17 protein-coding genes are annotated in these 22,301 nt (G+C 73.2%); 12 read left to right on the forward strand and 5 right to left on the reverse strand.

What is annotated here, in order from left to right:
- The 6 genes from SM573_RS28790 to SM573_RS28815 all read left to right on the forward strand — a co-directional run bounded on the left by SM573_RS28790 (position 1) and on the right by SM573_RS28815 (position 7,319).
- Positions 1-1,938, forward strand: coding sequence for a fumarate reductase/succinate dehydrogenase flavoprotein subunit (locus SM573_RS28790; protein WP_474614938.1), 1,938 nt, complete (start codon positions 1-3; stop codon positions 1,936-1,938).
- A complete protein-coding gene (locus tag SM573_RS28795) occupies positions 1,935-2,699 on the forward strand; it encodes a succinate dehydrogenase/fumarate reductase iron-sulfur subunit (RefSeq protein ID WP_474614937.1) in 765 nt (254 codons plus the stop codon). Before SM573_RS28790 ends, SM573_RS28795 begins: the two co-directional genes overlap by 4 nt.
- A gap of 126 nt (positions 2,700-2,825) precedes the next feature.
- Positions 2,826-4,010 carry a zinc-dependent alcohol dehydrogenase gene (locus SM573_RS28800; protein WP_474617480.1) on the forward strand — a complete coding sequence of 395 codons (1,185 nt, stop codon included), beginning with the start codon at positions 2,826-2,828 and terminating at the stop codon, positions 4,008-4,010.
- Positions 4,007-4,948, forward strand: coding sequence for an SDR family NAD(P)-dependent oxidoreductase (locus SM573_RS28805; protein WP_474617481.1), 942 nt, complete (start codon positions 4,007-4,009; stop codon positions 4,946-4,948). The genes SM573_RS28800 and SM573_RS28805 overlap by 4 nt, the downstream gene beginning before the upstream one ends.
- Positions 4,949-5,034: 86 nt before the next feature.
- Positions 5,035-6,066 carry a serine hydrolase gene (locus tag SM573_RS28810; protein WP_474617482.1) on the forward strand — a complete coding sequence of 344 codons (1,032 nt, stop codon included), beginning with the start codon at positions 5,035-5,037 and terminating at the stop codon, positions 6,064-6,066.
- A 107-nt stretch (positions 6,067-6,173) separates the two neighbouring features.
- Complete coding sequence (locus SM573_RS28815) at positions 6,174-7,319, forward strand: MBL fold metallo-hydrolase (protein ID WP_474614933.1); 1,146 nt, start codon at positions 6,174-6,176, stop codon at positions 7,317-7,319.
- Between the two features lie 46 nt (positions 7,320-7,365).
- Here SM573_RS28815 and SM573_RS28820 read toward each other — a convergent pair whose 3' ends face one another.
- On the reverse strand, positions 7,366-8,877 hold the full coding sequence (locus SM573_RS28820) for a deoxyguanosinetriphosphate triphosphohydrolase family protein (RefSeq protein WP_474614932.1): 1,512 nt from the start codon (positions 8,875-8,877) through the stop codon (positions 7,366-7,368).
- 62 nt (positions 8,878-8,939) lie between these two features.
- Between SM573_RS28820 and SM573_RS28825 the strand changes: the two genes are divergently transcribed.
- The 6 genes from SM573_RS28825 to SM573_RS28850 all read left to right on the forward strand — a co-directional run bounded on the left by SM573_RS28825 (position 8,940) and on the right by SM573_RS28850 (position 17,476).
- Positions 8,940-11,420 carry a Tex family protein gene (locus tag SM573_RS28825; protein WP_474617483.1) on the forward strand — a complete coding sequence of 827 codons (2,481 nt, stop codon included), beginning with the start codon at positions 8,940-8,942 and terminating at the stop codon, positions 11,418-11,420.
- An 842-nt stretch (positions 11,421-12,262) separates the two neighbouring features.
- A complete protein-coding gene (locus SM573_RS28830) occupies positions 12,263-12,715 on the forward strand; it encodes a hypothetical protein (protein WP_474617484.1) in 453 nt (150 codons plus the stop codon).
- A gap of 242 nt (positions 12,716-12,957) precedes the next feature.
- The gene (locus SM573_RS28835) at positions 12,958-13,641 is read left to right on the forward strand and encodes a sugar transferase (protein ID WP_474614929.1); all 684 of its coding nucleotides are present in this window, start codon (positions 12,958-12,960) and stop codon (positions 13,639-13,641) included.
- Positions 13,642-13,663: 22 nt separating this feature from the next.
- Positions 13,664-14,812 (forward strand): DegT/DnrJ/EryC1/StrS family aminotransferase, encoded by a 1,149-nt coding sequence (locus SM573_RS28840; RefSeq protein ID WP_474614928.1) that lies wholly within the window; start codon positions 13,664-13,666, stop codon positions 14,810-14,812.
- Positions 14,809-15,453 carry an acetyltransferase gene (locus tag SM573_RS28845; RefSeq protein ID WP_474617485.1) on the forward strand — a complete coding sequence of 215 codons (645 nt, stop codon included), beginning with the start codon at positions 14,809-14,811 and terminating at the stop codon, positions 15,451-15,453. The genes SM573_RS28840 and SM573_RS28845 overlap by 4 nt, the downstream gene beginning before the upstream one ends.
- Positions 15,454-15,601: 148 nt before the next feature.
- Positions 15,602-17,476, forward strand: coding sequence for a polysaccharide biosynthesis protein (locus tag SM573_RS28850; RefSeq protein WP_474617486.1), 1,875 nt, complete (start codon positions 15,602-15,604; stop codon positions 17,474-17,476).
- 188 nt (positions 17,477-17,664) lie between these two features.
- On the opposite strand, the gene wecB is transcribed toward SM573_RS28850, so the two are convergent.
- The 4 genes from wecB to SM573_RS28870 are packed head-to-tail and all read right to left on the reverse strand — an operon-like array spanning position 17,665 to position 22,182.
- Positions 17,665-18,789 carry a non-hydrolyzing UDP-N-acetylglucosamine 2-epimerase gene (wecB, locus tag SM573_RS28855; RefSeq protein WP_474614925.1) on the reverse strand — a complete coding sequence of 375 codons (1,125 nt, stop codon included), beginning with the start codon at positions 18,787-18,789 and terminating at the stop codon, positions 17,665-17,667.
- The gene (locus tag SM573_RS28860) at positions 18,786-20,024 is read right to left on the reverse strand and encodes a glycosyltransferase family 4 protein (RefSeq protein ID WP_474617487.1); all 1,239 of its coding nucleotides are present in this window, start codon (positions 20,022-20,024) and stop codon (positions 18,786-18,788) included. The genes wecB and SM573_RS28860 overlap by 4 nt, the downstream gene beginning before the upstream one ends.
- Positions 20,021-21,148: a polysaccharide biosynthesis C-terminal domain-containing protein gene (locus SM573_RS28865; protein WP_474617488.1), complete on the reverse strand. Its 1,128-nt coding sequence runs from the start codon at positions 21,146-21,148 to the stop codon at positions 20,021-20,023. Before SM573_RS28865 ends, SM573_RS28860 begins: the two co-directional genes overlap by 4 nt.
- Positions 21,142-22,182 carry an SDR family NAD(P)-dependent oxidoreductase gene (locus SM573_RS28870; protein WP_474617489.1) on the reverse strand — a complete coding sequence of 347 codons (1,041 nt, stop codon included), beginning with the start codon at positions 22,180-22,182 and terminating at the stop codon, positions 21,142-21,144. The genes SM573_RS28865 and SM573_RS28870 overlap by 7 nt, the downstream gene beginning before the upstream one ends.
- Positions 22,183-22,301 lie beyond the last annotated feature (119 nt).

The raw sequence follows: 22,301 nt of genomic DNA on the forward strand, positions 1-22,301 counted from the left end.
ATGGATCTCTACATCGAGGGCGACCCGATCGCCGACACCAAGGCTCCCGACGGCCCGATCGAGACCCGCTGGGAACGCCGTCGCTTCGAGGCCAAGCTGGTCAACCCGGCCAACCGCCGGAAGATGACCGTGATCGTGGTCGGCACCGGCCTGGCCGGCGGCTCGGCCGCCGCCACGCTCGCCGAGCAGGGCTACCGGGTCAAGTCCTACTGCTACCAGGACAGCCCCCGCCGGGCCCACTCGATCGCCGCGCAGGGCGGCATCAACGCCGCCAAGAACTACCGCAACGACGGCGACTCGGTGCACCGGCTCTTCTACGACACGGTCAAGGGCGGCGACTTCCGCTCCCGCGAGTCGAACGTGCACCGGCTGGCCGAGGTCTCGGTCAACATCATCGACCAGTGCGTGGCGCAGGGCGTGCCGTTCGCCCGCGAGTACGGCGGCCTGCTCGACACCCGCTCCTTCGGCGGGGCCCAGGTGCAGCGCACCTTCTACGCCCGCGGCCAGACGGGCCAGCAGCTGCTGCTCGGCGCGTACCAGGCGCTGGAGCGGCAGATCGGCCTGGGCAACGTGGAGATGAACTCCCGGCACGAGATGCTGGAGCTGATCGTCGTCGACGGCCGGGCCCGGGGCATCGTGGTCCGCGACCTGGTCACCGGCGAGATCACGACCGAGTTCGCCGACGCGGTGGTGCTCGCCTCCGGCGGCTACGGCAACGTCTTCTACCTCTCCACGAACGCCAAGGGCTGCAACGTCACCGCCACCTGGCGGGCGCACCGCAAGGGCGCGTACTTCGCGAACCCCTGCTACACGCAGATCCACCCGACCTGCATCCCGGTCTCCGGCGACCACCAGTCGAAGCTGACGCTGATGAGCGAGTCGCTGCGCAACGACGGCCGGGTCTGGGTGCCGAAGGCCAAGGGCGACGACCGCAACCCGAAGGACATCCCCGAGGACGAGCGGGACTACTACCTGGAGCGGATCTACCCCTCCTTCGGCAACCTGGTGCCCCGCGACATCGCCTCCCGGGCGGCGAAGGCCGTCTGCGACCAGGGCCGTGGGGTCGGGCCCGGCGGGCTCGGCGTCTACCTCGACTTCGCCGACGCGATCGGGCGGCTGGGCCGCAAGGCCGTCGAGGCGAAGTACGGCAACCTCTTCGAGATGTACGAGCGGATCACCGGCGAGGACCCGTACGAGGTCCCGATGCGGATCTACCCCGCCGTGCACTACACGATGGGCGGCCTCTGGGTCGACTACGACCTCCAGTCGACGATCCCCGGCCTGTTCGTGATCGGCGAGGCGAACTTCTCCGACCACGGCGCCAACCGCCTGGGCGCGTCCGCGCTGATGCAGGGCCTCGCCGACGGCTACTTCGTGCTGCCGAACACCATCGCCAACTACCTGGCGGCCGGCCCGTTCGAGAAGCTCGACGGGAGCCACCCGGCGGCCGTCGAGGCCCGCCGCGACGTCGAGGACCGGATCCAGCGGCTGCTGGCCGTCAACGGCGACCGGACCGTGGACTCCTTCCACCGCGAGCTGGGCCAGATCATGTGGGACCACTGCGGCATGGAGCGCAGCGAGGCCGGGCTGCGCAAGGCGATCGACGAGATCCGGGCGTTGCGCGACCAGTTCTGGCAGCGGGTCCGCGTGCTCGGCGACGGCGACGGGCTCAACCAGTCGCTGGAGAAGGCCGGCCGGGTGGCCGACTTCTTCGAGCTGGCCGAGCTGATGTGCATCGACGCCCTGCACCGCGAGGAGTCCTGCGGCGGCCACTTCCGGGCCGAGCACCAGACGGAGGACGGCGAGGCCCAGCGCGACGACGAGAACTTCTCGTACGTCGCGGCGTGGGAGTTCACCGCCACCGGTCAGCCGTCGGTGCTGCACAAGGAAGACCTGAAGTTCGAATACGTCCACCCCACGCAGCGGAGCTACAAGTGAACCTGACCCTGCGCATCTGGCGCCAGTCCGGCCCTGAGGACAAGGGTCGGATGGTGACCTACCAGGTCGACGACGTCTCCCCGGACATGTCGTTCCTGGAGATGCTCGACGTGCTCAACGAGCGGCTGATCCTCGCCGGTGAGGACCCGGTGGCGTTCGACCACGACTGCCGCGAGGGCATCTGCGGCATGTGCGGCATGATGATCAACGGTCAGGCGCACGGGCCGCAGCGCGGCACCACCGCCTGCCAGCTGCACATGCGGCAGTTCTCCGACGGCGACACGATCGACATCGAGCCGTGGCGCGCCCGGGCCTTCCCGGTCATCAAGGACCTGGTCGTCAACCGGGGCGCCTTTGACAAGATCATCGCGGCGGGCGGTTACATCACCGCCCCGACCGGCAGTGCGCCCGAGGCGCACTCGGTGCCGGTCGCCAAGGCCAACGCCGACGCGGCCTTCGAGGCGGCCGCCTGCATCGGCTGCGGCGCCTGCGTCGCGGCCTGCCCGAACGGCTCGGGCATGCTCTTCACCGCCGCCAAGGTCACCCAGCTCTCGCTGCTGCCCCAGGGCCAGCCGGAGCGGTACACCCGGGTGATCGGCATGGTCGACGCCCACGACGAGGCCGGCTTCGGCGGCTGCACCAACGCCGGCGAGTGCACCGTGGCCTGCCCGAAGGGCATCCCGCTGAACACCATCGGCCGGCTCAACCGGGACTACCTGAAGGCCACCACGAAGCGGGCCGACAACACCCCCGGCGCCTGAGCGTCCGGCTCCACCGACGGGCCGCCGCACTCCGTGAAGGAGGCGGCGGCCCGCTCGTCTCCCCGGTTCAACGCCGTCACCACGGGTAGCAGTGCCGGGGAGAACTCCCAGCGGAGGGAACCGGACATGAAGGCACTGACCTGGCAGGGTAGGCGCGACGTGCGGGTGGAGGAGGTGCCCGACCCGCGGATCGAGGAGCCGACCGACGCGGTCGTCCGCATCACCTCCACCGCGATCTGCGGCTCCGACCTGCACCTCTACGAGGTGCTCGGGCCGTACCTCAAACCGGGCGACATCCTCGGCCACGAGCCGATGGGCATCGTCGAGGAGGTCGGGCCAGAGGTGACCCGGCTCAAGCCGGGCGACCGGGTGGTCGTCCCGTTCAACATCGCTTGCGGCACCTGCTGGATGTGCCGACGACAGCTCTACGCGCAGTGCGAGACCACCCAGGTCCGCGCCGAGGGCAAGGGCGCCGCGCTGTTCGGCTACACCTGCCTGTACGGCTCCGTGCCGGGCGGCCAGGCCGAGCACCTGCGGGTGCCGCACGCCGACTTCGGCCCGATCGTCGTACCCCCGACCGGCCCGGACGAGCGCTGGCTGTACCTCTCCGACATCCTCCCCACCGCCTGGCAGGCGGTGAAGTACGCCGACACCCCGCCCGGCGGGACGCTCGCCGTCTTCGGGCTCGGCCCGGTCGGGCAGTTCTGCGCCCGCGTCGGCCGGCACCTCGGCGCCGGCCGGGTCATCGGGCTGGACCTGGTGCCCGAGCGGTTGGAGCTGGCCCGCCGCCACGGCGTGGAGGTGCTCGACGTGCGGGAACTCGACGACGTGCCGGGCACGCTCATCGACATGGTCGACGGTCGCGGCCCGGACGCGGTGATCGACGCGGTCGGCATGGAGGCGCACGGCTCCCCCACCGGCAAGCTCGCCCAGGCCGCCGCGGGCCTGCTGCCGGACCGCCTCGCCCAGGAGATGATCGACCGCGCGGGCGTGGACCGGCTCAGCGTGCTGCACGCCGCGCTGAAGGCCGTCCGCCGCGGCGGCACCGTCTCACTCTCCGGCGTATACGGCGGGGAGCAGGACCCGATGCCGCTCATGGAGATGTTCGACCGGGGCATCCAGCTGCGGATGGGCCAGTGCCACGTGCGCCGCTGGGTCGACGAGATCATGCCGCTGCTCGACCGGGACGACGACCCGCTGGGCGTGGAGGACCTGCGGACCCACCGCCTGCCGCTACAGCGGGCGCCGGAGGCGTACGAGATGTTCCAGCAGAAGCGGGACGGCTGCGTGAAGGTCGTGCTCGAACCGTGAGCCGGGTGGTGGTGGCGGTCGGCGCCAGCAGCGGCATCGGCCGGGCGGCCGCCCGGAGGTTCGCGCGGCGCGGCGACCGCCTGGTGCTCGCCGCCCGCGCCCCCGAGGCCCTCGACGCCGTACGCGCGGAGTGCGCCGCCGAGGGCGCGGACGTGCTCGTGGTGCCGACCGACGTCACCGAGCCCGCGGCGCTGGAGGCCCTGGCCGCCGCGGCGCTCGACCGCTTCGGCCGCATCGACGTCTGGGCGCACACCGCCGCCGTCACCGCGTACGGGCGCTTCGACGAGCTGCCCGGACAGCTCTTCGACCAGGTGGTCCGCACCGACCTGCTCGGGGCGGCCACGGCGGCCCGGGTGGCGCTGCGGCACTTCCGGTCCACCGGCTCGGGCACCCTGATCCTCACCGGGTCGGTGCTCGGGCACATCACGGCGCCCTACATGAGCAGCTACGTGGCCGCCAAGTGGGGGATCACCGGCCTGGTCCGTACGCTCCAGCAGGAGCTGCGCGACGCACCCGGGATCCATGTGTGCCTGGTCAGCCCCGGCAGCGTCGACACCCCCATCTACCAGCGGGCCGCCAATCACCTCGGCCTCGTGGGCCGCCCACCGCCGCCGATCGCCACGGCCGACCGGGTCGCCCGCGCCGTCGTCGAGTGCGCCGACCGACCCCGGCGGGAGGTGTCGGTGGGGCCGTTCAACCCGATCATGCGGATCGGGTTCACCGGCCTGCCCGGCGTTTACGACCTCCTGGTCGGCCCGTTGATGCGGCGGCTCGGCCTGGCCGGGCCGTCGGCCGCGCACGACGGCGTGGTCTTCGCCCCCGACCCGACCAGCGAGTCGGTCGGCGGGGGTTGGCGGCCCGACCTCGGTCACCTGCTGCGGACGGCCGTCGCGCTGCCCACGGCGGTCGGTGCGCGCGTCCTGCGACGGGCGCGGTGAGCGCGCCACGGGATCACGCCAGTCGATCCGTTCGCCTAGTGTGGTGGGCCGGAGATCACTCCGGTGCACCACGACGGGAGAGACGATTGACTATCAGGGTTAACCGCAGGACGGCCCTCGGGCTCGGCACGGTGGCGACCGCCGGCACGGTGCTGGGCGTCGCCACCCCGGCGTCCGCCGCGACCGGCGACACCGGCTCCGGCCCCGACGTCGAGGCGGCCGCCACGCCGGAGCGGGTCGCCGCGCGGGTGGCGGAGGCGTACCGGCGGGAGACGACACTGGCCGGGGGCAACTGGCAGGCGTACGTCAGCGTCGTCGACGCCGCCGGCGGCACACCTGTGGTGGCCGTGGCGGACGACCCCGACCAGCGGCTCGAGGCCTACAGCGTCAACAAGATCGCGGTGGCCACGGCGGTGCTCGACAAGGTGGACCGGGGCCTGCTCACGGTCGACCAGCGGGTGGACGTGACCGCGTCGATCGTGGTCCCGGGCGGGGACGGCATCTTCAGCCTCGACAACGCCTACCCCAGCTCCGTCACCCTCGGGCACGCCCTCGCCGCCCTGCTCACCGTCTCCGACGACACCGCCGTACGGCTGTGCGGCCTGGTCTGCCCCGCCGCCGAGCTGAACAGCATCCTGGTCGCCAAGGGCTTCCCGAACACCCAGGTCGAGCCGGTGGCCAACCCCAACCGCTTCTTCCTCGGCACCAGCACCCCCCGGGAGACCCACGATCTGCTGCGCGCGCTGGTCGCCGGCACCCTGCTCTCCCCGGCGTCCACGGCGTTCCTGCTCAACCTGCTGCGCTCCCCGATCGCGTTCACCGACGGGATCCGGCGCACCATGTCGTCGCAGGAGCGGGCGCGGGTCGCCACGAAGGCCGGCTGGTTCGGCAGCGCCCGCCACGAGGCGGGGGTCATCTTCGACCCGAGCGGCGCCGCGGTGCTCACGTACGCCCTCTTCGCCGACGGCCAGGCCGACCCCGACGACTTCGGCGCCACCCACCCCGCGGTGGAGGCCCGCGCCCGGCTCGGCCGGAAGATGATGAACGCCACAGCACGCCTCAGCGGCACCGGCCTGCGGCACCGGCCGAGCCCCAGACGGCCCAGCAACGGCGGCTGAGCAGGGCCTCGTCGCGTTCGCGCCGCCGCGTGCCCGGGTCGGTTCCCCGGCGCGCGGCGGCGCCGCGGTGACTACCGTGTAGTACGGGAGAGCCGAAGGGGACGGGCATGCGCGACGCAGCGGAACGACAGGAACTCGATCGGTCCCTCGGCCGGCGGCTGGGCGGGCTCGCCGGCCTGGCCGCGCTCGCCGGTCTGGCGTGGGTGGCCCGGGACGTGCCGCTGGCCCTGGGCGGGCGGCTGGCCGGCGCGCGTGCCGAGCGTGCGGCGCGGTCGCCGCAGTTCCGCGACGGCACGTTCCACAACCCGACGGGCGCCCGCTCCACCCTCGCCGAGCCGGGCCGCAACCTGCTCTGGGAGCTGCTCTTCGGCAAGCAGAAGCGCCGCCCCAGCGCCCCGGTGCCGCTGCTGCGGCCCGCCCCCACGACCGGCGACGACGTGAGCCGCGAACTCAACGTGGTCTGGTACGGGCACGCCTCGGCGCTGATCGAGATCGAGGGTCACCGGGTGCTGCTCGACCCGGTGTGGAGCGAGCGCTGCTCGCCGTCGGCCCTCGTCGGCCCGCGCCGCCTGCACGAGCCACCGGTCAGCCTCGACGAACTGCCCGCGTTGGACGCGATCCTCATCTCCCACGACCACTACGACCACCTCGACCTGCCCACCGTGCAGGGGCTGCTGGCCAGCCAGAGCGCGCCGTTCGTGGTGCCGCTCGGCGTGGGCGTGCACCTCGACCGGTGGGGCGTACCGGCGGAGCGGATCGTCGAGCTGGACTGGTCGGAGAGCCACCGGGTGGGCGCGCTGACGCTGACCGCCACCGCCGCGCAGCACTTCTCCGGCCGGGGGCTGCGCCGCGACGGCACGCTGTGGAGCTCGTGGGTGATCGCGGGCGCCCAGCGGAAGGTGTTCTACACGGGCGACTCGGGCTACTTCGCCGGTTACTCGGCGATCGGCGCCGAGCACGGCCCCTTCGACGTGACGCTGATGCAGATCGGCGCGTACGACCGGGCCTGGCCGAGCATCCACATGTACCCGGAGGAGGCGGTCACCGCCCACCTCGACCTGCGGGGCGGCCTGTTCATCCCGGTGCACTGGGCGACGTTCAACCTCGCCCTGCACGACTGGTCCGAGCCGGTGGACCGGCTCTGGGCCGAGGCCAAGGCTCGCGACGTCCGCCTCGCCGTGCCCCGGCCCGGAGAGCGGGTGGTCGTGGACGACCCGCCGCCGGTCGACGGCTGGTGGCAGGCGGTCGCCTGAGCGGCGCCGCCCGGCGTCGGCTCGGTCCCGGGCGGAGTCGCGCCGCCTAGAGCACGAACGCGTCGGTCCAGAGGGCACCGGAGCGGCCGGAGAGCGCGTCGAGCATGGCCACCGCCTGGTTGTCGGTGAGTTGCGCGACGAAGTCGATGATCGCCCGGCCCCGCGCCCGTCCGATCCGGTCCGGGGTACGCGGGTGCAGCTCCGCCTCCGCCAGCTCGACGAGGTCGTGCAGGCGCCGCGGCAGCCGGGACTCCTCCTCGGGGTCGAGCAGCCACTCCCAGAGCGCCTCCACGAGGGTGCCCAGCAGCCGGGCCTGGCCGCGCTGGTGCAGGGCCAGGTCGGGGCGGGCCAGCACGAACCGGTGGTGCACGAACTTGAGCACCTGCACCTCGTGCCACTGCGCCGGGGCGAGCAGCACGTGCCCAGAGCGCACGGCGGGCTGCTCGGTCACCGTGATCGCGTCCACGAACCGGGTCGACCAGCGCGCGGAGAACCGGGCCACGTACTGCTCGGCCTCGATCGACCCGTCGAACGGCACCGCCAGCAGCCCCTCCACCAGCTCCTCCCGGACGTGCTCGACGGCGGCCGCGAAGGCGTCGTCGTCGGCCACCCAGGCGTCCTTGCGGTGCAGCTGCCGGCGCAGCCGCTCGATCGCCGCGCCGGGGCGACGGGCCGAGGTGGCCAGGGCGCCGTCGGTGATCGCCCGGAAGTGCCCGCCCTCCCGCTGCCAGGCCATCAGCTCGGCGGCGACCTCGCCCTGCTGGAGGACACCGACCCGGTAGAAGTCCTCCACGTCGTGGATGGCGTACGCGACGTCGTCGGCCGTGTCCATGACGGAGGCCTCGACGGTCTGCTGCCAGTCCGGGATCCGGCCGGCGAACGGCTCCCGGGCCTGCCGCAGGTCGTCGATCTCGGTCCGGTACGCGCCGAACTTCGCCGACCCGCTCCCCGGGTCGTCCGGCGGCGGGGTCGCCCCGCGGGGCGGCGGATCCATGAACCGGGGGTGCGGGTCCGGGTGGTCGAGCCGGGTCCACGGGTACTTCAGCATCGCGGCCCGCACCGCCGCGGTGAGGTCCAGGCCCGTGGTGGCCGCACCACGGATCTCGGTGCTGGTCACGATCCGGTACGACTGGGCGTTGCCCTCGAAGCCGTCGGCGAGCCCGAGCCGCTCCCGGGCCAGCCGGTCGAGCACCCGCTCCCCCAGGTGCCCGAAGGGCGGATGGCCGAGGTCGTGGGCGAGCGCGGCCGCCTCGACGACGTCCGGGTCGCAGCCGCCGAGCTTGTCGAGCAGGTCGCGCCGGCCCTCGTCGGCGGTGAGCCGTTCGGCGATCGCCCGGGCGACCTGGGCGACCTTCAGGCTGTGGGTGAGCCGGTTGTGCACCAGCAGGCCGGAGCCGACCGGGCTGATCACCTGGGTGACGCCGCCCAGCCGGGCGAAGAACGGCGAGCCGACGATCCGGTCCCGGTCGGCACGGAACGGGCTGGCGGCGAGGTCGCCGAGGGCCCGGGCGCTGCCCCCGAAGAGCCGCCGCGCCCGGGGCTCCACAGGTGGTTCCATGATCGCCACGCTAGCGCGGCAGAATGCTGGGCGGAAACCACACGCGAAGGCGGATCGAGATCGTGACCCTCACTGTTCATCAGCGGATCGCCGAGGAACTCGGCGTTGCCGAGCGGCAGGTACGGGCGGCCGTGGAGCTGCTCGACGGCGGCGCCACGGTGCCGTTCATCGCCCGCTACCGCAAGGAGGCCACCGGCCTGCTCGACGACACGCAGCTGCGCACGCTCGAGGAGCGGCTGCGTTACCTGCGCGAGCTGGACGAGCGGCGGGCGGCCGTGCTGGAGTCGATCCGCGGCCAGGGCAAGCTCGACGAGGCGCTCGAAGCCCAGATCATGGCGGCCGACTCGAAGTCCCGCCTCGAGGACATCTACCTGCCGTACAAGCCGAAGCGGCGGACCCGGGCGCAGATCGCCCGCGAGGCGGGGCTGGAGCCGCTCGCCGACGCGCTGCTCACCGACCCGACGCAGGATCCGAAGGCCACGGCGGCCGGCTACGTCGACGCGGAGAAGGGGGTCGCCGACGCCGCGGCCGCCCTGGACGGCGCGCGGGCCATCCTCATCGAGCGGTTCGCGGAGGACGCCGACCTGATCGGCACGCTGCGGGAGCAGATGTGGAACCGGGGCCGGCTGGTCGCCCGGGTACGCGAGGGGCAGGAGTCGGCGGGCGCGAAGTTCGCCGACTACTTCGACTTCGCCGAGGCGTACACGACGCTGCCGTCGCACCGCATCCTGGCGATGTTCCGCGGTGAGAAGGAGGGCGTCCTCGACCTGACCATGGAGCCGGAGGAGACCGGCGAGGCCGACGCCGCGCCGACCGGCCCGAGCCGGTACGAGGCGGCCATCGCGGGCCGGTTCGGCATCAGCGACGCCGGCCGCCCGGCCGACAGGTGGCTGGCCGACACCGTGCGCTGGGCGTGGCGTACCCGGATCCTCATCCACCTCGGCGCGGACCTGCGGATGCGGCTCTGGCAGGCCGCCGAGGAGGAGGCGGTGCGGATCTTCGCCACCAACCTGCGCGACCTGCTGCTGGCCGCGCCCGCTGGCGCCCGCCCCACGATGGGCCTCGACCCGGGGCTGCGCACCGGCGTGAAGGTGGCCGTGGTCGACGCGACCGGCAAGGTGGTCGCCACGGACACCATCTACCCGCACGAGCCGCGCCGACAGTGGGACGCGTCCGTCGAGACGCTCGCCCGGCTGGCCGGGGCACACGGCGTGGAGCTGGTCGCGATCGGCAACGGCACCGCCTCCCGGGAGACCGACAAGCTGGCCGGCGACCTCATCAAGCGGCACCCGCAGTTGAAGCTGACCAAGGTGGTGGTCTCGGAGGCCGGCGCGTCGGTCTACTCGGCGTCCGCGTACGCCGCGCAGGAGCTGCCCGGCCTGGACGTGTCGTTGCGGGGCGCCGTCTCCATCGCCCGACGCCTGCAGGACCCGCTCGCCGAGCTCGTGAAGATCGACCCGCGCTCGATCGGCGTCGGCCAGTACCAGCACGACCTCGCCGAGGCCAAGCTCTCCCGGTCGCTGGACGCCGTCGTGGAGGACTGCGTGAACGCGGTGGGCGTCGACGTCAACACCGCGTCGGCACCCCTGCTGACGCGGGTGTCGGGCATCGGCGCCGGGCTGGCCGAGAACATCGTGCTGCACCGGGACGCGAACGGCCCGTTCCGCACCCGGGGGGACCTGCGCAAGGTGCCACGGCTCGGCCCGAAGGCGTTCGAGCAGTGCGCGGGCTTCCTGCGGATCCCCGACGGCGACGACCCGCTGGACGCCTCCAGCGTGCACCCGGAGGCGTACCCCGTGGTGCGCCGGATCCTGACCCGCACCGGGCAGGACCTGCGCTCGCTCATCGGGAAGTCGACGATCCTGCGCGGGCTCAAGGCCACCGACTTCGTCGACGAGACGTTCGGCCTGCCGACGGTCACCGACATCCTCGCGGAGCTGGAGAAGCCGGGGCGGGACCCGCGCCCGGAGTTCCGCACCGCCGCCTTCGCCGAGGGTGTGGAGACGCTCGGTGACCTGCGGCCGGGCATGATCCTGGAGGGCGTGGTCACGAACGTGGCGGCGTTCGGCGCCTTCGTCGACGTCGGCGTGCACCAGGACGGCCTCGTGCACGTGTCGGCGATGTCCCGGACGTTCGTGAAGGACCCCCGCGAGGTGGTCAAGTCCGGCGACGTGGTCAAGGTCAAGGTGCTCGACGTCGACGTGCCGCGCAAGCGGATCTCGCTGACCCTGCGCCTGGAGGACGAGCCCGGCGCCGACGCCGAGCGGCGGGGCCCGGCCCGCGGCGGCCGGGGAGACGCGACCGGCCGGGGCGACGCCGGTGGTCGCGCCGGCCAGGGCGGCGGCGCTGGTCGCGGCGGCAGTGGCGCCGGCGGCGCTGGTCGCGGCGGCCAGGGCAGCGGCGCGCGGGGCGGCCAGGGCGACCGCGGCGGCGCGCGGGGCGGCCAGGGCGACCGCGGCGGCGCGCGGCAGGGCCGCGGCGGTGCGACGCCACCGGCCAACAGCGCCATGGCGGACGCGCTGCGCCGCGCCGGCCTGGCCTGAGCCCTCCGGGCCCGTGCACGGGTTGGCATGACCGGGGTCGGTCGCAGCGACGCTCCGACCGACCCCGACCCCGACCCCGACCCCGATGCTGGCCCCGACCCCCCTCCGGCCCCGGCCCGACCCCGACTCCAGCCCTAGCTCCGGCTCCGCCTTGGCCCCGATCCGGACTCCGGCCGCGTCGGCTCCCGGATGGTCGCGGCCCGGGTGCGGCCCAGATCCCCTGTCGACCTGCCCCAAACGTGGGGCACGCGCCGACACCGCCAGGCCACCGACTCCCGCCACGCCGGCCCCGAATCGTCCCGGCTCGGACACGCACCACAGGCCCCTGTCGACCTGCCCCACACACAGGACACCCGCCGACGCCGCCAGGCCACCGACTCCCGCCACGCCGGCCCCGAATCGTCCCGGCTCGGACACGCACCACAGGCCCCTGTCGACCTGCCCCACACACGGGACACGCGCCGACACCGCCAGGCCACCGACTCCCGCCACGCCGGCCTCGAATCGTCGCCTCGCGGATGGGGCAACGGAGCCCTGTCGACCTGCCCCAAACGTGGGGCACGCGCCGACACCGCCAGGCCACCGACTCCGGCCCAGAGTGGGATCAGTCAGGCAGAAACACGATCGGTGTGGGCAGGGCGACCCGGTCAGCGTCGGGCGCGACCCCAAATCTGGGGCAGCTCGACAGCGTCCACTCAAGGCTGTCGGCCGGGCACCGTGCGGCCGAGCGGGCGAGCGGGAGGGCGGGCGAGCGAGCGGGAGGGCGAGTGAGCGGGCGAGCGGGAGGGCGAGCGAGCGGGCGGGCTGGCGGGCGAGCGGGCGGTGGGGCGTACCGTCGGGGCGTGCGCGGTGACGACGGCCTGGACTGGGCGGAGCGGCAGCGGCGGGCGGCGCTCGCCCACGCGGAGGCCGACGCCCGGCGGCGCGCCGCGGAGCACGCCGAGGCGGCGCGGATCGTGGCCTGGTTCTTGGCCGAGGCGAAGCGGCGGGGCCTGCGCCCGACGCGGCTCACGGCACGCTCCTACGACGGCCGGGGGCGGTACCGGACGCGGCTCACCGGCTGGTACGTGGACCGGGCACGCACGCGGGCGGTCGACGTCGACGGGCGATGGCACCTGCTGACCGTGCCGGGTGGCCTGGGTGCCCGGCTGTTCGGCGCCGACCCGGAGCCCGGCCCACCGCCGCTGATCGTCGGCGAGGGCGGGCGCGACGGTGAGTCCGTTCCGCTGCGGACCCTGCTCACCCGTCGGCTCGACGCGGGCGACGACGATCCGCGTTCCGCCGCCAGCGCCTGACGACCTCCCGTTCGCCTCGCCCGACCGGACGGCGCGCCTCCCCCGTCCGGCGGGTTCGTCGGCCCGCTCGGCGCGCTGATCGGGTGAAGTGCCGAGAGCCACGCCTCGGGCCGTTTCCACCTGTGGAGTTTCGGGGTTGATCGGGTCGTAGCAGCGGGACTGTCGTCATTCACGGCTGCTGAGAAGCTTTGTCCTGATACAACCTCTTTGACTGGTTGAGCGAAGTGTCTTGGAGGCCGGCGGTGCCTGTGCCCAGTAGCGTGATCGATCCCCCGTGCTCGGCCCGGAGCAGGCCGTACGACCGCACGAAGCGGGTGATCGACGTGGTCGCCGCGGCGGTTCTGCTCCTGGTGACCGCCCCGCTGATGGCGGTGGTGGCGCTGTTGGTGGCCACGTCGCTCGGCCGGCCGGTGCTGTTCCGGCAGTGCCGGGCCGGTCGGCACGGCGACCCCTTCGTCCTGGTGAAGTTCCGGACCATGCACCCGCCCGCGCTCGATCGTGGCCCGGCCGGCGACGGCGAGCGACTGACCGCGCTGGGCCGCTGGTTGCGCGCCACCAGCCTCGACGAGCTACCGACGCTCTGGAACGTGCTGCGCGGGGAGATGAGCCTGGTCGGCCCGCGGCCCCTGCTCACCGAGTACCTGGAGCGGTACTCCCCCACCCAGTTCCGACGGCACGAGGTGCGGCCCGGCGTCACCGGTCTGGCCCAGGTACGGGGGCGCAACAGCCTCAGCTGGGAGGAGAAGCTCGACCTCGACGTGCGGTACGTGGACAGCCGCAGCCTCGGCGCCGACCTCTCGATCCTCGCCGCGACCGTCCGGACCGTGCTCCGGCGGGAAGGGATCACCGCCGAGGGCAGCGCCACGGCACCCGAGTTCCTCGGTACGCAGCAGCCGCCGGCGCAGCGGGATCGGACACCGGTGTGACCACCGGGGAATGGGGCGAGCAATGAACGCGACCATCCACCTGTCCCCGCCGGACGTGGGACCGCTCGAGGAGTCGTACCTCACCGCGGCCCTGCGCTCGGGCTGGGTGGCTCCGACCGGCCCGGACCTGCAGGCGTTCGAACGCGAGGTCGCCGACCGCGCCGGCACGGCGGGGGCCGTGGCGGTCAGCTCCGGCACCGCCGCGCTGCACCTGGCCCTGCTCGGCGTCGGCGTCCGGCCCGGAGACGTCGTCATCGTGCCCACCCTGACCTTCATCGCCACCGCGAACGCGGTGCACTACATCGGGGCGCGGCCGGTCTTCGTCGACTGCGACCCACAGACCGGGAACGTAGACGTCGAGCTCGTCGACGAGCTGCTGCGACGCCTGCGGTCGCGGGGCGAGCGGATCGGCGCGGTGGTCCCGGTGGACATGTTCGGCAGCTGCGTCGACTACACGACGCTGGAGCCGCTGTGCGCGGCCGCCGGGGTGCCGCTGGTGGAGGACGCGGCCGAGGCGCTCGGCGCGACCCACCGTGGGCGCCCCGCGGGCTCGTTCGGTCAGGTCGGCGCGATCTCGTTCAACGGCAACAAGATCATGACCACCTCCGGCGGCGGGATGCTGGTGTCGAACGACGTCGCGCTGCTCGCGCGGGCACGGCACCTCGCCACCCAGGCCAGGGAACCGACGCCGCACTACGAGCACCGGGAGACCGGCTACAACTACCGGCTGAGCAACCTCCTCGCCGCGTTGGGCCGCGCCCAGTTGGTCAGGCTCGACGGCATGATCGGCCGCCGGCGACAGCTACGCGACCGGTACGCCAAGCTCTTCGCGCCGGTTCCCGGCGTCCGCCTGCTCGCCGTGGAGGACACGGACTCGAACTGCTGGCTCACCGTCATCACGGTCGACCGGGAGCAATCCGGCTGGCGTGCGTCGGAGCTGGCGGAGCACCTGGCGCAGCAGGACATCGAGACCCGGCCGGTGTGGAAACCGATGCACCTGCAGCCGGTGCACGCGGGCGCGGAGAGCCTGCTGACCGGCGCGGCGGACCGCCTCTTCGCCGACGGGCTCACACTGCCCAGCGGTAGCGCCCTGACCGAGCCGCAGATCGCCCGGGTGTTCGCGGCGATCGACGAGTTCCTCACCGTACGGACGGAAGGCTCGGCGGGGTGACCGTCGACCTGGTGGTGGTGGGTTGCGGCGGACACGGTCGGGAGATCGCGACCATCGTCCGCGCGGTCAACGAGGCCGCCGCGAAGCCGCTCTGGCGGTTGCTGGGTGTGCTCGACGACCGCCCCAGCGAGGTGAACCTGAAGCGGCTGCAGCGGCTCGACGTGCCGTACCTCGGTGGCGTCGCCTGGCTGCGCGACGCGCCCCCGCAGGTCCACCACGTCATCGGCATCGGCGACCCCCGGGTCCGGCGGGCGGTCGGGCGGCAGATCGACGGGTACGGCATCCTCGCGGCCAGCCTCGTCCATCCGGACGCGACGATCGGTCCGGACACCCGGTACGGGCCGGGTTTCGTCGCCTTCCCCGGCGCCCGCGTGACCACGAACGTCACCATCGGACGGCACGTGCACCTCAACCAGAACGCCACCGTGGGCCACGACAGCACGCTTGCCGACTACGTGTCGGTGAACCCGCTCGCCGCGGTGTCCGGCGACTGCCACCTCGCCGAGGGCGTGCTCGTGGGCACCACCGCCGCCGTGCTGCAGGGGCTGCGGATCGGCCGCGACAGCACCGTGGGCGCCGGCGCCTGCGTGGTGCGGGACGTGCCCGACCAGGTCGTCGTGAAGGGCGTGCCGGCGCGCTGAGCTGCCTGTCTTAAGTCGGACATCACGCACAGGAATCGTGAAAACGCATAAAGAGGAGGCAACTGCCTGTAACAAGGACGATGGGTATGAAAGCTCCTTCCGGCGTACGGCGGCGGAGGAGCCAGGAGCAGAACAGGGGAGCCAGTACATGCCGCAGGAAACAGCGAGCACCGAACTGATGGACCAGCGGTCGCGCCGGGCCAGGGCGAGGCGCCGCACCGCAGGTTTCCTCGCCACCGACACCACCGCCTGGGTGGGGGGTTTCATCGCGGCCGTCTGGAGCCGGTACGAGTTCCACCTTCCCCCCGGCCAGTTCAGCCGGGCCGCGATCATCGGCGTCGGCGCCGCCGTCATGTACGTGGCGGTCGCGGCGTTGCGCCGGCTCTACTCCGGCCGTCATCCGCTCGGCAGCCTCCAGGAGGTGCAGGGCGTCGCCGGCACCACGCTCACCACCGCCGCGATCGTCCTGCTCGGACTGCTCCCCTCCGCCGACCGGCCGGTGCCCGCGAGCACCCCGGTGGTGGGCGGCGCGCTGGCCCTGCTGTTCATGCTCGGCGCGCGGTTCGCGTACCGGCACCGGCGTGACCTCGCCATGCGACCGGACGTCCGGTCGTCGACGCCGGTGCTGCTGTTCGGCATGGGCGACGCCGGGCAGGGGCTGCTGCGGGCCATGCTGAGCGACCCCCGCGGCCGCTACCTGCCGGTCGGCGCGCTGGACGACGACCCGGACAAGCGCGACCTGCGCGTCGGCGGCGTACGCGTGCTCGGCGGTCGGCGGGACATCGCCACCGCGGTGCGGCGCACCGGCGCCAACACCGTCATCTTCTCGGTGGCGAACGCCGACGCCGCGTTGATCCGCGAGATCCGCGAGGCCACCCTCCAGACCGGCGCGGCGTTCAAGGTGCTCCCCCCGGTCCGCGACCTGGTCGACCACCGGATCACCGTCACCGACGTACGGGATGTGCAGATCAGCGACCTGCTGGGCCGCCGCCAGGTCGTCGGTGACCTGCCGCTGAGCACGAACAGCCTGACCGGGCGGCGGATCCTGGTCACCGGCGCCGGCGGCTCGATCGGCTCCGAGCTGTGCCGCCAGGTGATGAAGGCCGACCCCGGCGAGCTCATGATGCTGGACCGGGACGAGTCCGCCCTGCACAGCCTGCAGATGTCGCTCGCCGGACGGGCACTTCTGGACGGGCCGGAGCTGATCCTGGCCGACCTGCGCGACGACGAGCGCATCCGGCGGATCATCCAGGAGCGCCGTCCCGAGATCATTTTCCACGCCGCGGCGCTCAAACACCTGACGCTGCTCCAACGCCACCCCGGCGAAGCGGTCATGACGAACGTCTGGGGCACGCTGTCGGTGCTCGACGCCTGCCAGGACGTGGCGAAGTTCGTGAACATCTCCACGGACAAGGCGGCCGACCCGATCAGCGTGCTCGGCTACTCGAAGCGGATCACCGAGCGGCTCACGGCGCACGCCGCGTCCCGGTTCCCGGGGACCTTCCTCAGTGTCCGGTTCGGCAACGTGCTGAGCAGTCGGGGCTCCGTGGTGACGGCGTTCCAACGGCAGATCGAGTCGGGCAAGCCGCTGACCGTCACCCACCCGGACGTGACCCGCTACCTGATGACCGTGCAGGAGGCCGTGCACCTGGTGCTCCAGGCCGCCGAGATCGGGCGTGACGGTGAGGCGCTCGTGCTGGACATGGGCGAGCCGGTCCGCATCGCCGACCTGGCCCGGCAGATGGCCGAGCAGGCGTCCAGCTCGGCGCCGATCGTGTACACCGGGCTGCGCCCGGGCGAGAAGCTGCACGAGGACCTGCTCGGCACCGGCGAGGTCGACACCCGGCCGTTCCACCCGCTGGTGTCGCACGTGGCCGTGCCCGCGCTCGACCCGATGGAGGCGACCGGGCTCGACCCGTACGCCGAGCCGGCGAAGGTGATCGAACAGCTCGCTCTCCTCTCCGCCCAGCCCATCGGCCCCATGGAGGACAGCCCGCTGGGCCTGCCGCTGTCGTCGCACTGAGCCGCCGTCCACCGTCCCGCTCCGGTACGTACGCCGGAGCGGGACGCTCGTGTCCGGGCCCGCTCACTCTCCGGGCCCGCTCGCTGCCCGGGCCCGCTCGTCTCCGGCGACCCGACGCCAGGGCCGGCGACCGCTGTTCGCGGTCGCCGGCCCGGACGGTGCTGGTGCGGCGGCGGGTGGCCGGTGGGTCAGCGGCGGATGCCCGCCCAGTCGTGGTGGCGACGAACGGTGGAGAGGATGAAGTCGACCACCCGTCGGGAGGTGTCAGGGACCTGGTAGTCGGCCGGGCAGGGCACCCCCTGCGCGGCGACCTGGTCCACGGTGACCTGCACGGCCTCCACCACACCCTCCGGTTCCAGCCCGGTCATGATGATGCCGCCGGCGTCGAGCGCCTCCGGCCGTTCGATCGACTCGCGCAGGGTGACCGCGGGGAAGCCCAGGATGGCCGCCTCCTCGCTGATCGTCCCGCTGTCCGACAACGTGCAGAAGGCCCGCGTCTGCAGGTGCACGTAGTCGATGAGCCCGAACGGCTCGTGGAAGGCGATGCCCTCCAGGGCGGTGGCATCGGGCGCCAGCGCCTCCAGGCGCTTGCGGGTGCGCGGGTGCGTGGAGACCAGCACCGGATGCCCCCAGCGGTCGTGGACGGCCCGGAGGCAGTCCAGCAGCCGCTGGAGCCGGGCCGGCGAGTCCACGTTCTCCTCGCGGTGCGCGCTGACCACGAAGTAGCGGCCAGGCTGGAGTTCGAGCTGCCGCAGGATCGTCGAGGCGGCGATCTCCCCGCGGTAGTGCTCCAGCACCTCCCGCATGGGCGAGCCGGTGTGCAGGATCCGCCGCGGGTGCAGCCCTTCGGCGAGCAGGTTGCGGCGCGCGTGCTCGGTGTAGACCAGGTTGAAGTCGGCGACGTGGTCGACGAGGCGCCGGTTGGTCTCCTCGGGCACGTTCAGGTCGAAGCAGCGGTTGCCGGCCTCCATGTGGTAGACCGGCACCCGCATCCGCCGGGCCATCAGCGCGGCGATGCAGCTGTTGGTGTCGCCGAGCACGAGCAGCGCGTCGGGCCGGTGCTCGGCGATCGCCGCCTCCATCCCGACCAGCACGCCGCCCAGCACCCGACCGAGCGAGGACGTGTCGACGCGCAGGAACCGGTCCGGCTCGCGCAGCCGCAGCTCGGTGAAGAAGACATCGGACAGCGTGGTGTCCCAGTTCTGCCCCGTGTGGACCAGGACGTGGTCCACCGTCTCGTCGAGCCGGGCGATGACCCGGGACAGTCTGATGATCTCGGGCCGGGTGCCGACAACGGTCATGATCCGGGTCATGCGCGTCCTCTCCGTGAAGCCGCCTTGGTCAGGATGTCCTCGAACTGGTCGACGCCCACGCGCAGCGACATCCGCTCCCGGTAGACCTGCCGGGCGCGGCGACCCATCTCCGCCCGGACGGCCGCCGGCGTGGCCGCGGCCCGCGCGAACCGCTCCGCGAGGGCCGGCCAGTCCTCGGGCGGGCAGGTGAGGCCGACGCCGGTCGACCGGACCAGCTCGGCGGTGTCGCCGGGTGTCGAGGCGATCACCGGCGCGCCGCACGCCAGGGCGGCCTGGAGCTTCGACGGGACGGCGGCGCGCAGGGCGCGCACGTCGCGCAGGCAGATCAGCTGCCAGTCCGCGGCCGCGTACAGCTCGGCCATCTGCTCGGGCGCCCGCCGGCCGACGAAGCGGACGTTGTCGGCGCCGAGGTCGGCCGCGAGGCGGCGCGCGGCGTCCTCGTCGGCGCCGGACCCGACCAGCACCAGGTCGACGTGGTCCCGGGCGGCGGCCGCCGCCCGGATCGCCGTGTCGAGCCCCTGGAGCAGACCCAGGTTGCCGGCGAACATCACCGTGACCCGGCCGCGGTGCCCCAGCGCCGCGCGGGCGTCGTCGGTGGCCGGGACCGGCCGGAACAGGGCGTCGTCGGTCCAGTTCCAGACGACGCGCACCTTGTCCGGGTCGGCGCCGCGCGCCACCACCTGCTCGGCCATGGTCGGCGAGATCGCCACCACGGTGTCGGCGAGCCGGTAGGTCCGCCGCATGAGTCCACCGATGCTCCGCTCCAGGGCCCGACCGGCCCGGCCGGTCGGCGCCATGCCGGATCCGACCACCGATTCGGGCCAGAGGTCCTGCACGTGCAGGACGACCGGCGTGCGCCGGGCGACCCGCAGCAGGGCCGCCGCCGCGACGGAGGTGGGCGGTGGGTGGTAGACGTACGTGACGTCGACGCCGGAGAGCCACCTCACCCCGGCGGTCGCGCTGGTGGCGCCGAAGGAGAGGTGGCTCAGGGCTCGGCGGAGGGCCGACGTGTCATGGCTGGGATAGGCGGGGACCCGACGGATCGACACCGGCCCGTCGGCCTCCCGGTGCCGCCATCGTTGCCGCCACCCGGGAAAGATCCGCCCGTACGGGTAACTGGGGAACGTCGTGAGCACCCGCACCTCGTGGCCGCGCTCGGCCAGCTGGCGGGCCAGGTTGCCGGGGATGAACACGCCCTCCGGCGGATACCACTGGCTGATCAGGCCGACCCTCACGCGCCCACCGCCACGGGCGTCGCCCGGGTCTCCTCGACCGCCTCCGGCCAGGTGTCCGGCCGGTCCGGGTCGAACAGCTCGTTGGTCCAGAACAGGGTGACCAGCTCGTCGGCGCCCGTGTTCACCAGCTTGTGCACCCACATGGTCGGCATGTCGACGAGCACCGGCTCGGCGCCGCTCACGGGGAACCGCAGCACCTCGCCGTCGCCGACCCGGCGCAGGCTGATCTCCGCCGAGCCACGCAGCACCACGAACCGTTCGACCTTCGCCAGGTGGAAGTGCTCGCCGCGGGTGATGCCGGGGCGGGTGGTGGAGCAGAAGGTCTGCCCGGGGCCGCCGTGCACCTTGACCGTCTCGACCAGCTCGCCCCGCGCGTCGGCCCGCCGCGGCAGTGGGATCGGGTAGTGGGCCGGGAAGCAGTGTGACCGGTAGGTGTTGAACAGCCGTACGTGGTGCCGGTCCGTCAGGGGCGGAACCTCGCCGGTGCGGTAGGTCACCGCCATCGCGCCGAGCCGGTCGGCCAGGTCGCGTACGCCGATCCGCAGGGCCGGCATGGCCGGGTCCCACGACCCGCCGGCCGGCACCCCCGCGAGCCGCGCGGCGGCGTCGGTGACGTGCACGAGGTCCAGCTCGCGGTCGGCGTGCACCTCCGGCTGCCCGCCCTCGGCGAGGAGCCGGCAGAACGTCGCCACGGCAGAGTTGTAGTACGGGCGACCGTGTTCGCCGTAGAGGTTGGGCAGGCGCAGGTCGTCGAGGGGCAGGCCGGTGTCGGCCAGGATGCTCGCCGCGGTGGCCTTCGAGTCGCCGTACGGGGTGCCGTTGCCGGCCTGCACCGAGTTGGCGAACACGACCGACCCGGGCGGCGCCGCCGCGTGCCGCAGCCCGTCGGCGAGCTGCGCGGCGAGCTGCACGTTGCCGGCCGCGACGTCGGCGGGCTCGCCGCGGTTGACACCGGCGAGGTGCAGCACCCGGTCGACTCCGGCGACCTTGGCGGCGACCGCCGCCGGGTCGGCGAGGTCACCCCGCGTGATCACGACCGGCTCGGGCCAGCCGAGGGCGCGCAGCAGCACCCGGACGTGCCAGCCGAGGAAGCCGCCGGCCCCGGTGACGGCCAGCCTCAGCACGCCAGCACCGGGTCCCGCAGGGCCAGCTCGGCGCGGACCTCGGGCAGCGTCTTCAGCAGCTCGACGATCTCGGGTACGCCGAGCCGGGGCGCGTTCGCCGAGTTGAAGTCCTCGATGGGCCCCGTGCCGGTCTCGCCCTCGGAGACGTAGAGCGAATAGTTGAGGTTGCGGGCGTCCAGCGGCACGCGCAGGAACTGACCGAAGTCCTCGGCCCGGGTCAGCTCCTCCCGGCTGGCCAGCGTCTCGTCCAGCTTCTCGCCGTGCCGTACGCCGATCATGTCGAGCTTGAACGGCACGTCGAAGAGCTGACACACCGCCTCGGCGAGGTCCGAGATGGTGCAGGCGGCGGCCTTGCGGATGAAGATGTCGCCCGGCCGGGCGTGCGCGAAGGCGTGCTCGACCAGCTCCACCGAGTCGGCCAGCGACATCAGGAACCGGGTCATCCCCGGGTCGGTCACGGTCAGCGCCCGGCCCGCCTTGATCTGCTCGATGAAGAGCGGGATCACCGAGCCGCGCGAGTACATCACGTTGCCGTAGCGGACGCAGGAGACGGTGGTGGCGCTGTGCGGGTTGTTGCGGGCGTGGGCCTGGGCCACCTTCTCCATGAGGGCCTTGCTCATGCCCATCGCGTTCACCGGGTGGACGGCCTTGTCGGTGCTGAGCACGACGACGGAGCCGACGCCGTTGCGCTCGGCGGCCTCGACGACGTTGCCGCTGCCCAGGATGTTCGTGCGGACCGCTTCCAACGGGAAGAACTCGCAGGACGGCACCTGCTTGAGCGCGGCCGCGTGGAAGATGAAGTCGATCCCCCGGCTGGCCTTGAGCACCGAGTCGTAGTCGCGCACGTCGCCGACGTAGTAGCGGACCCGCTCGTCGCCGAGCGACCGGCGCATAGCGTCCTGCTTGGCCTCGTCCCGGCTGAACACCCGCACCTCGCCGACCCCACGGTCGAGAAGACGACGGGCCATGGTCTGGCCGAAGGACCCGGTGCCGCCGGTGATGAGCACGCGGCGTCCGGTGGTCGGGTAGCTCACTGATGCTCCGTTCGTTCGTGCGATGTGCGCAGGCCACTGCTGCTCGTGGTCGAGGTACGACCCCAACTGCCGCAACGAGCGGAGCCGCGCGGGAGAAACGCCCAGATCAGGACGAACAG

The organism is Micromonospora xinjiangensis, from assembly GCF_056150165.1.

Excerpts from the sequence above, each read along its gene's own strand:
- SM573_RS28820 (WP_474614932.1), bottom strand. The coding sequence starts at position 8,877 with ATGGAACCACCTGTGGAGCCCCGGGCGCGGCGGCTCTTCGGGGGCAGC.
- SM573_RS28840 (WP_474614928.1), top strand. The coding sequence starts at position 13,664 with ATGAACGCGACCATCCACCTGTCCCCGCCGGACGTGGGACCGCTCGAG.
- SM573_RS28850 (WP_474617486.1), top strand. The coding sequence starts at position 15,602 with ATGCCGCAGGAAACAGCGAGCACCGAACTGATGGACCAGCGGTCGCGC.
- wecB (WP_474614925.1), bottom strand. The coding sequence starts at position 18,789 with ATGACCCGGATCATGACCGTTGTCGGCACCCGGCCCGAGATCATCAGA.
- SM573_RS28800 (WP_474617480.1), top strand. The coding sequence starts at position 2,826 with ATGAAGGCACTGACCTGGCAGGGTAGGCGCGACGTGCGGGTGGAGGAG.
- SM573_RS28815 (WP_474614933.1), top strand. The coding sequence starts at position 6,174 with ATGCGCGACGCAGCGGAACGACAGGAACTCGATCGGTCCCTCGGCCGG.
- SM573_RS28790 (WP_474614938.1), top strand. The coding sequence starts at position 1 with ATGGATCTCTACATCGAGGGCGACCCGATCGCCGACACCAAGGCTCCC.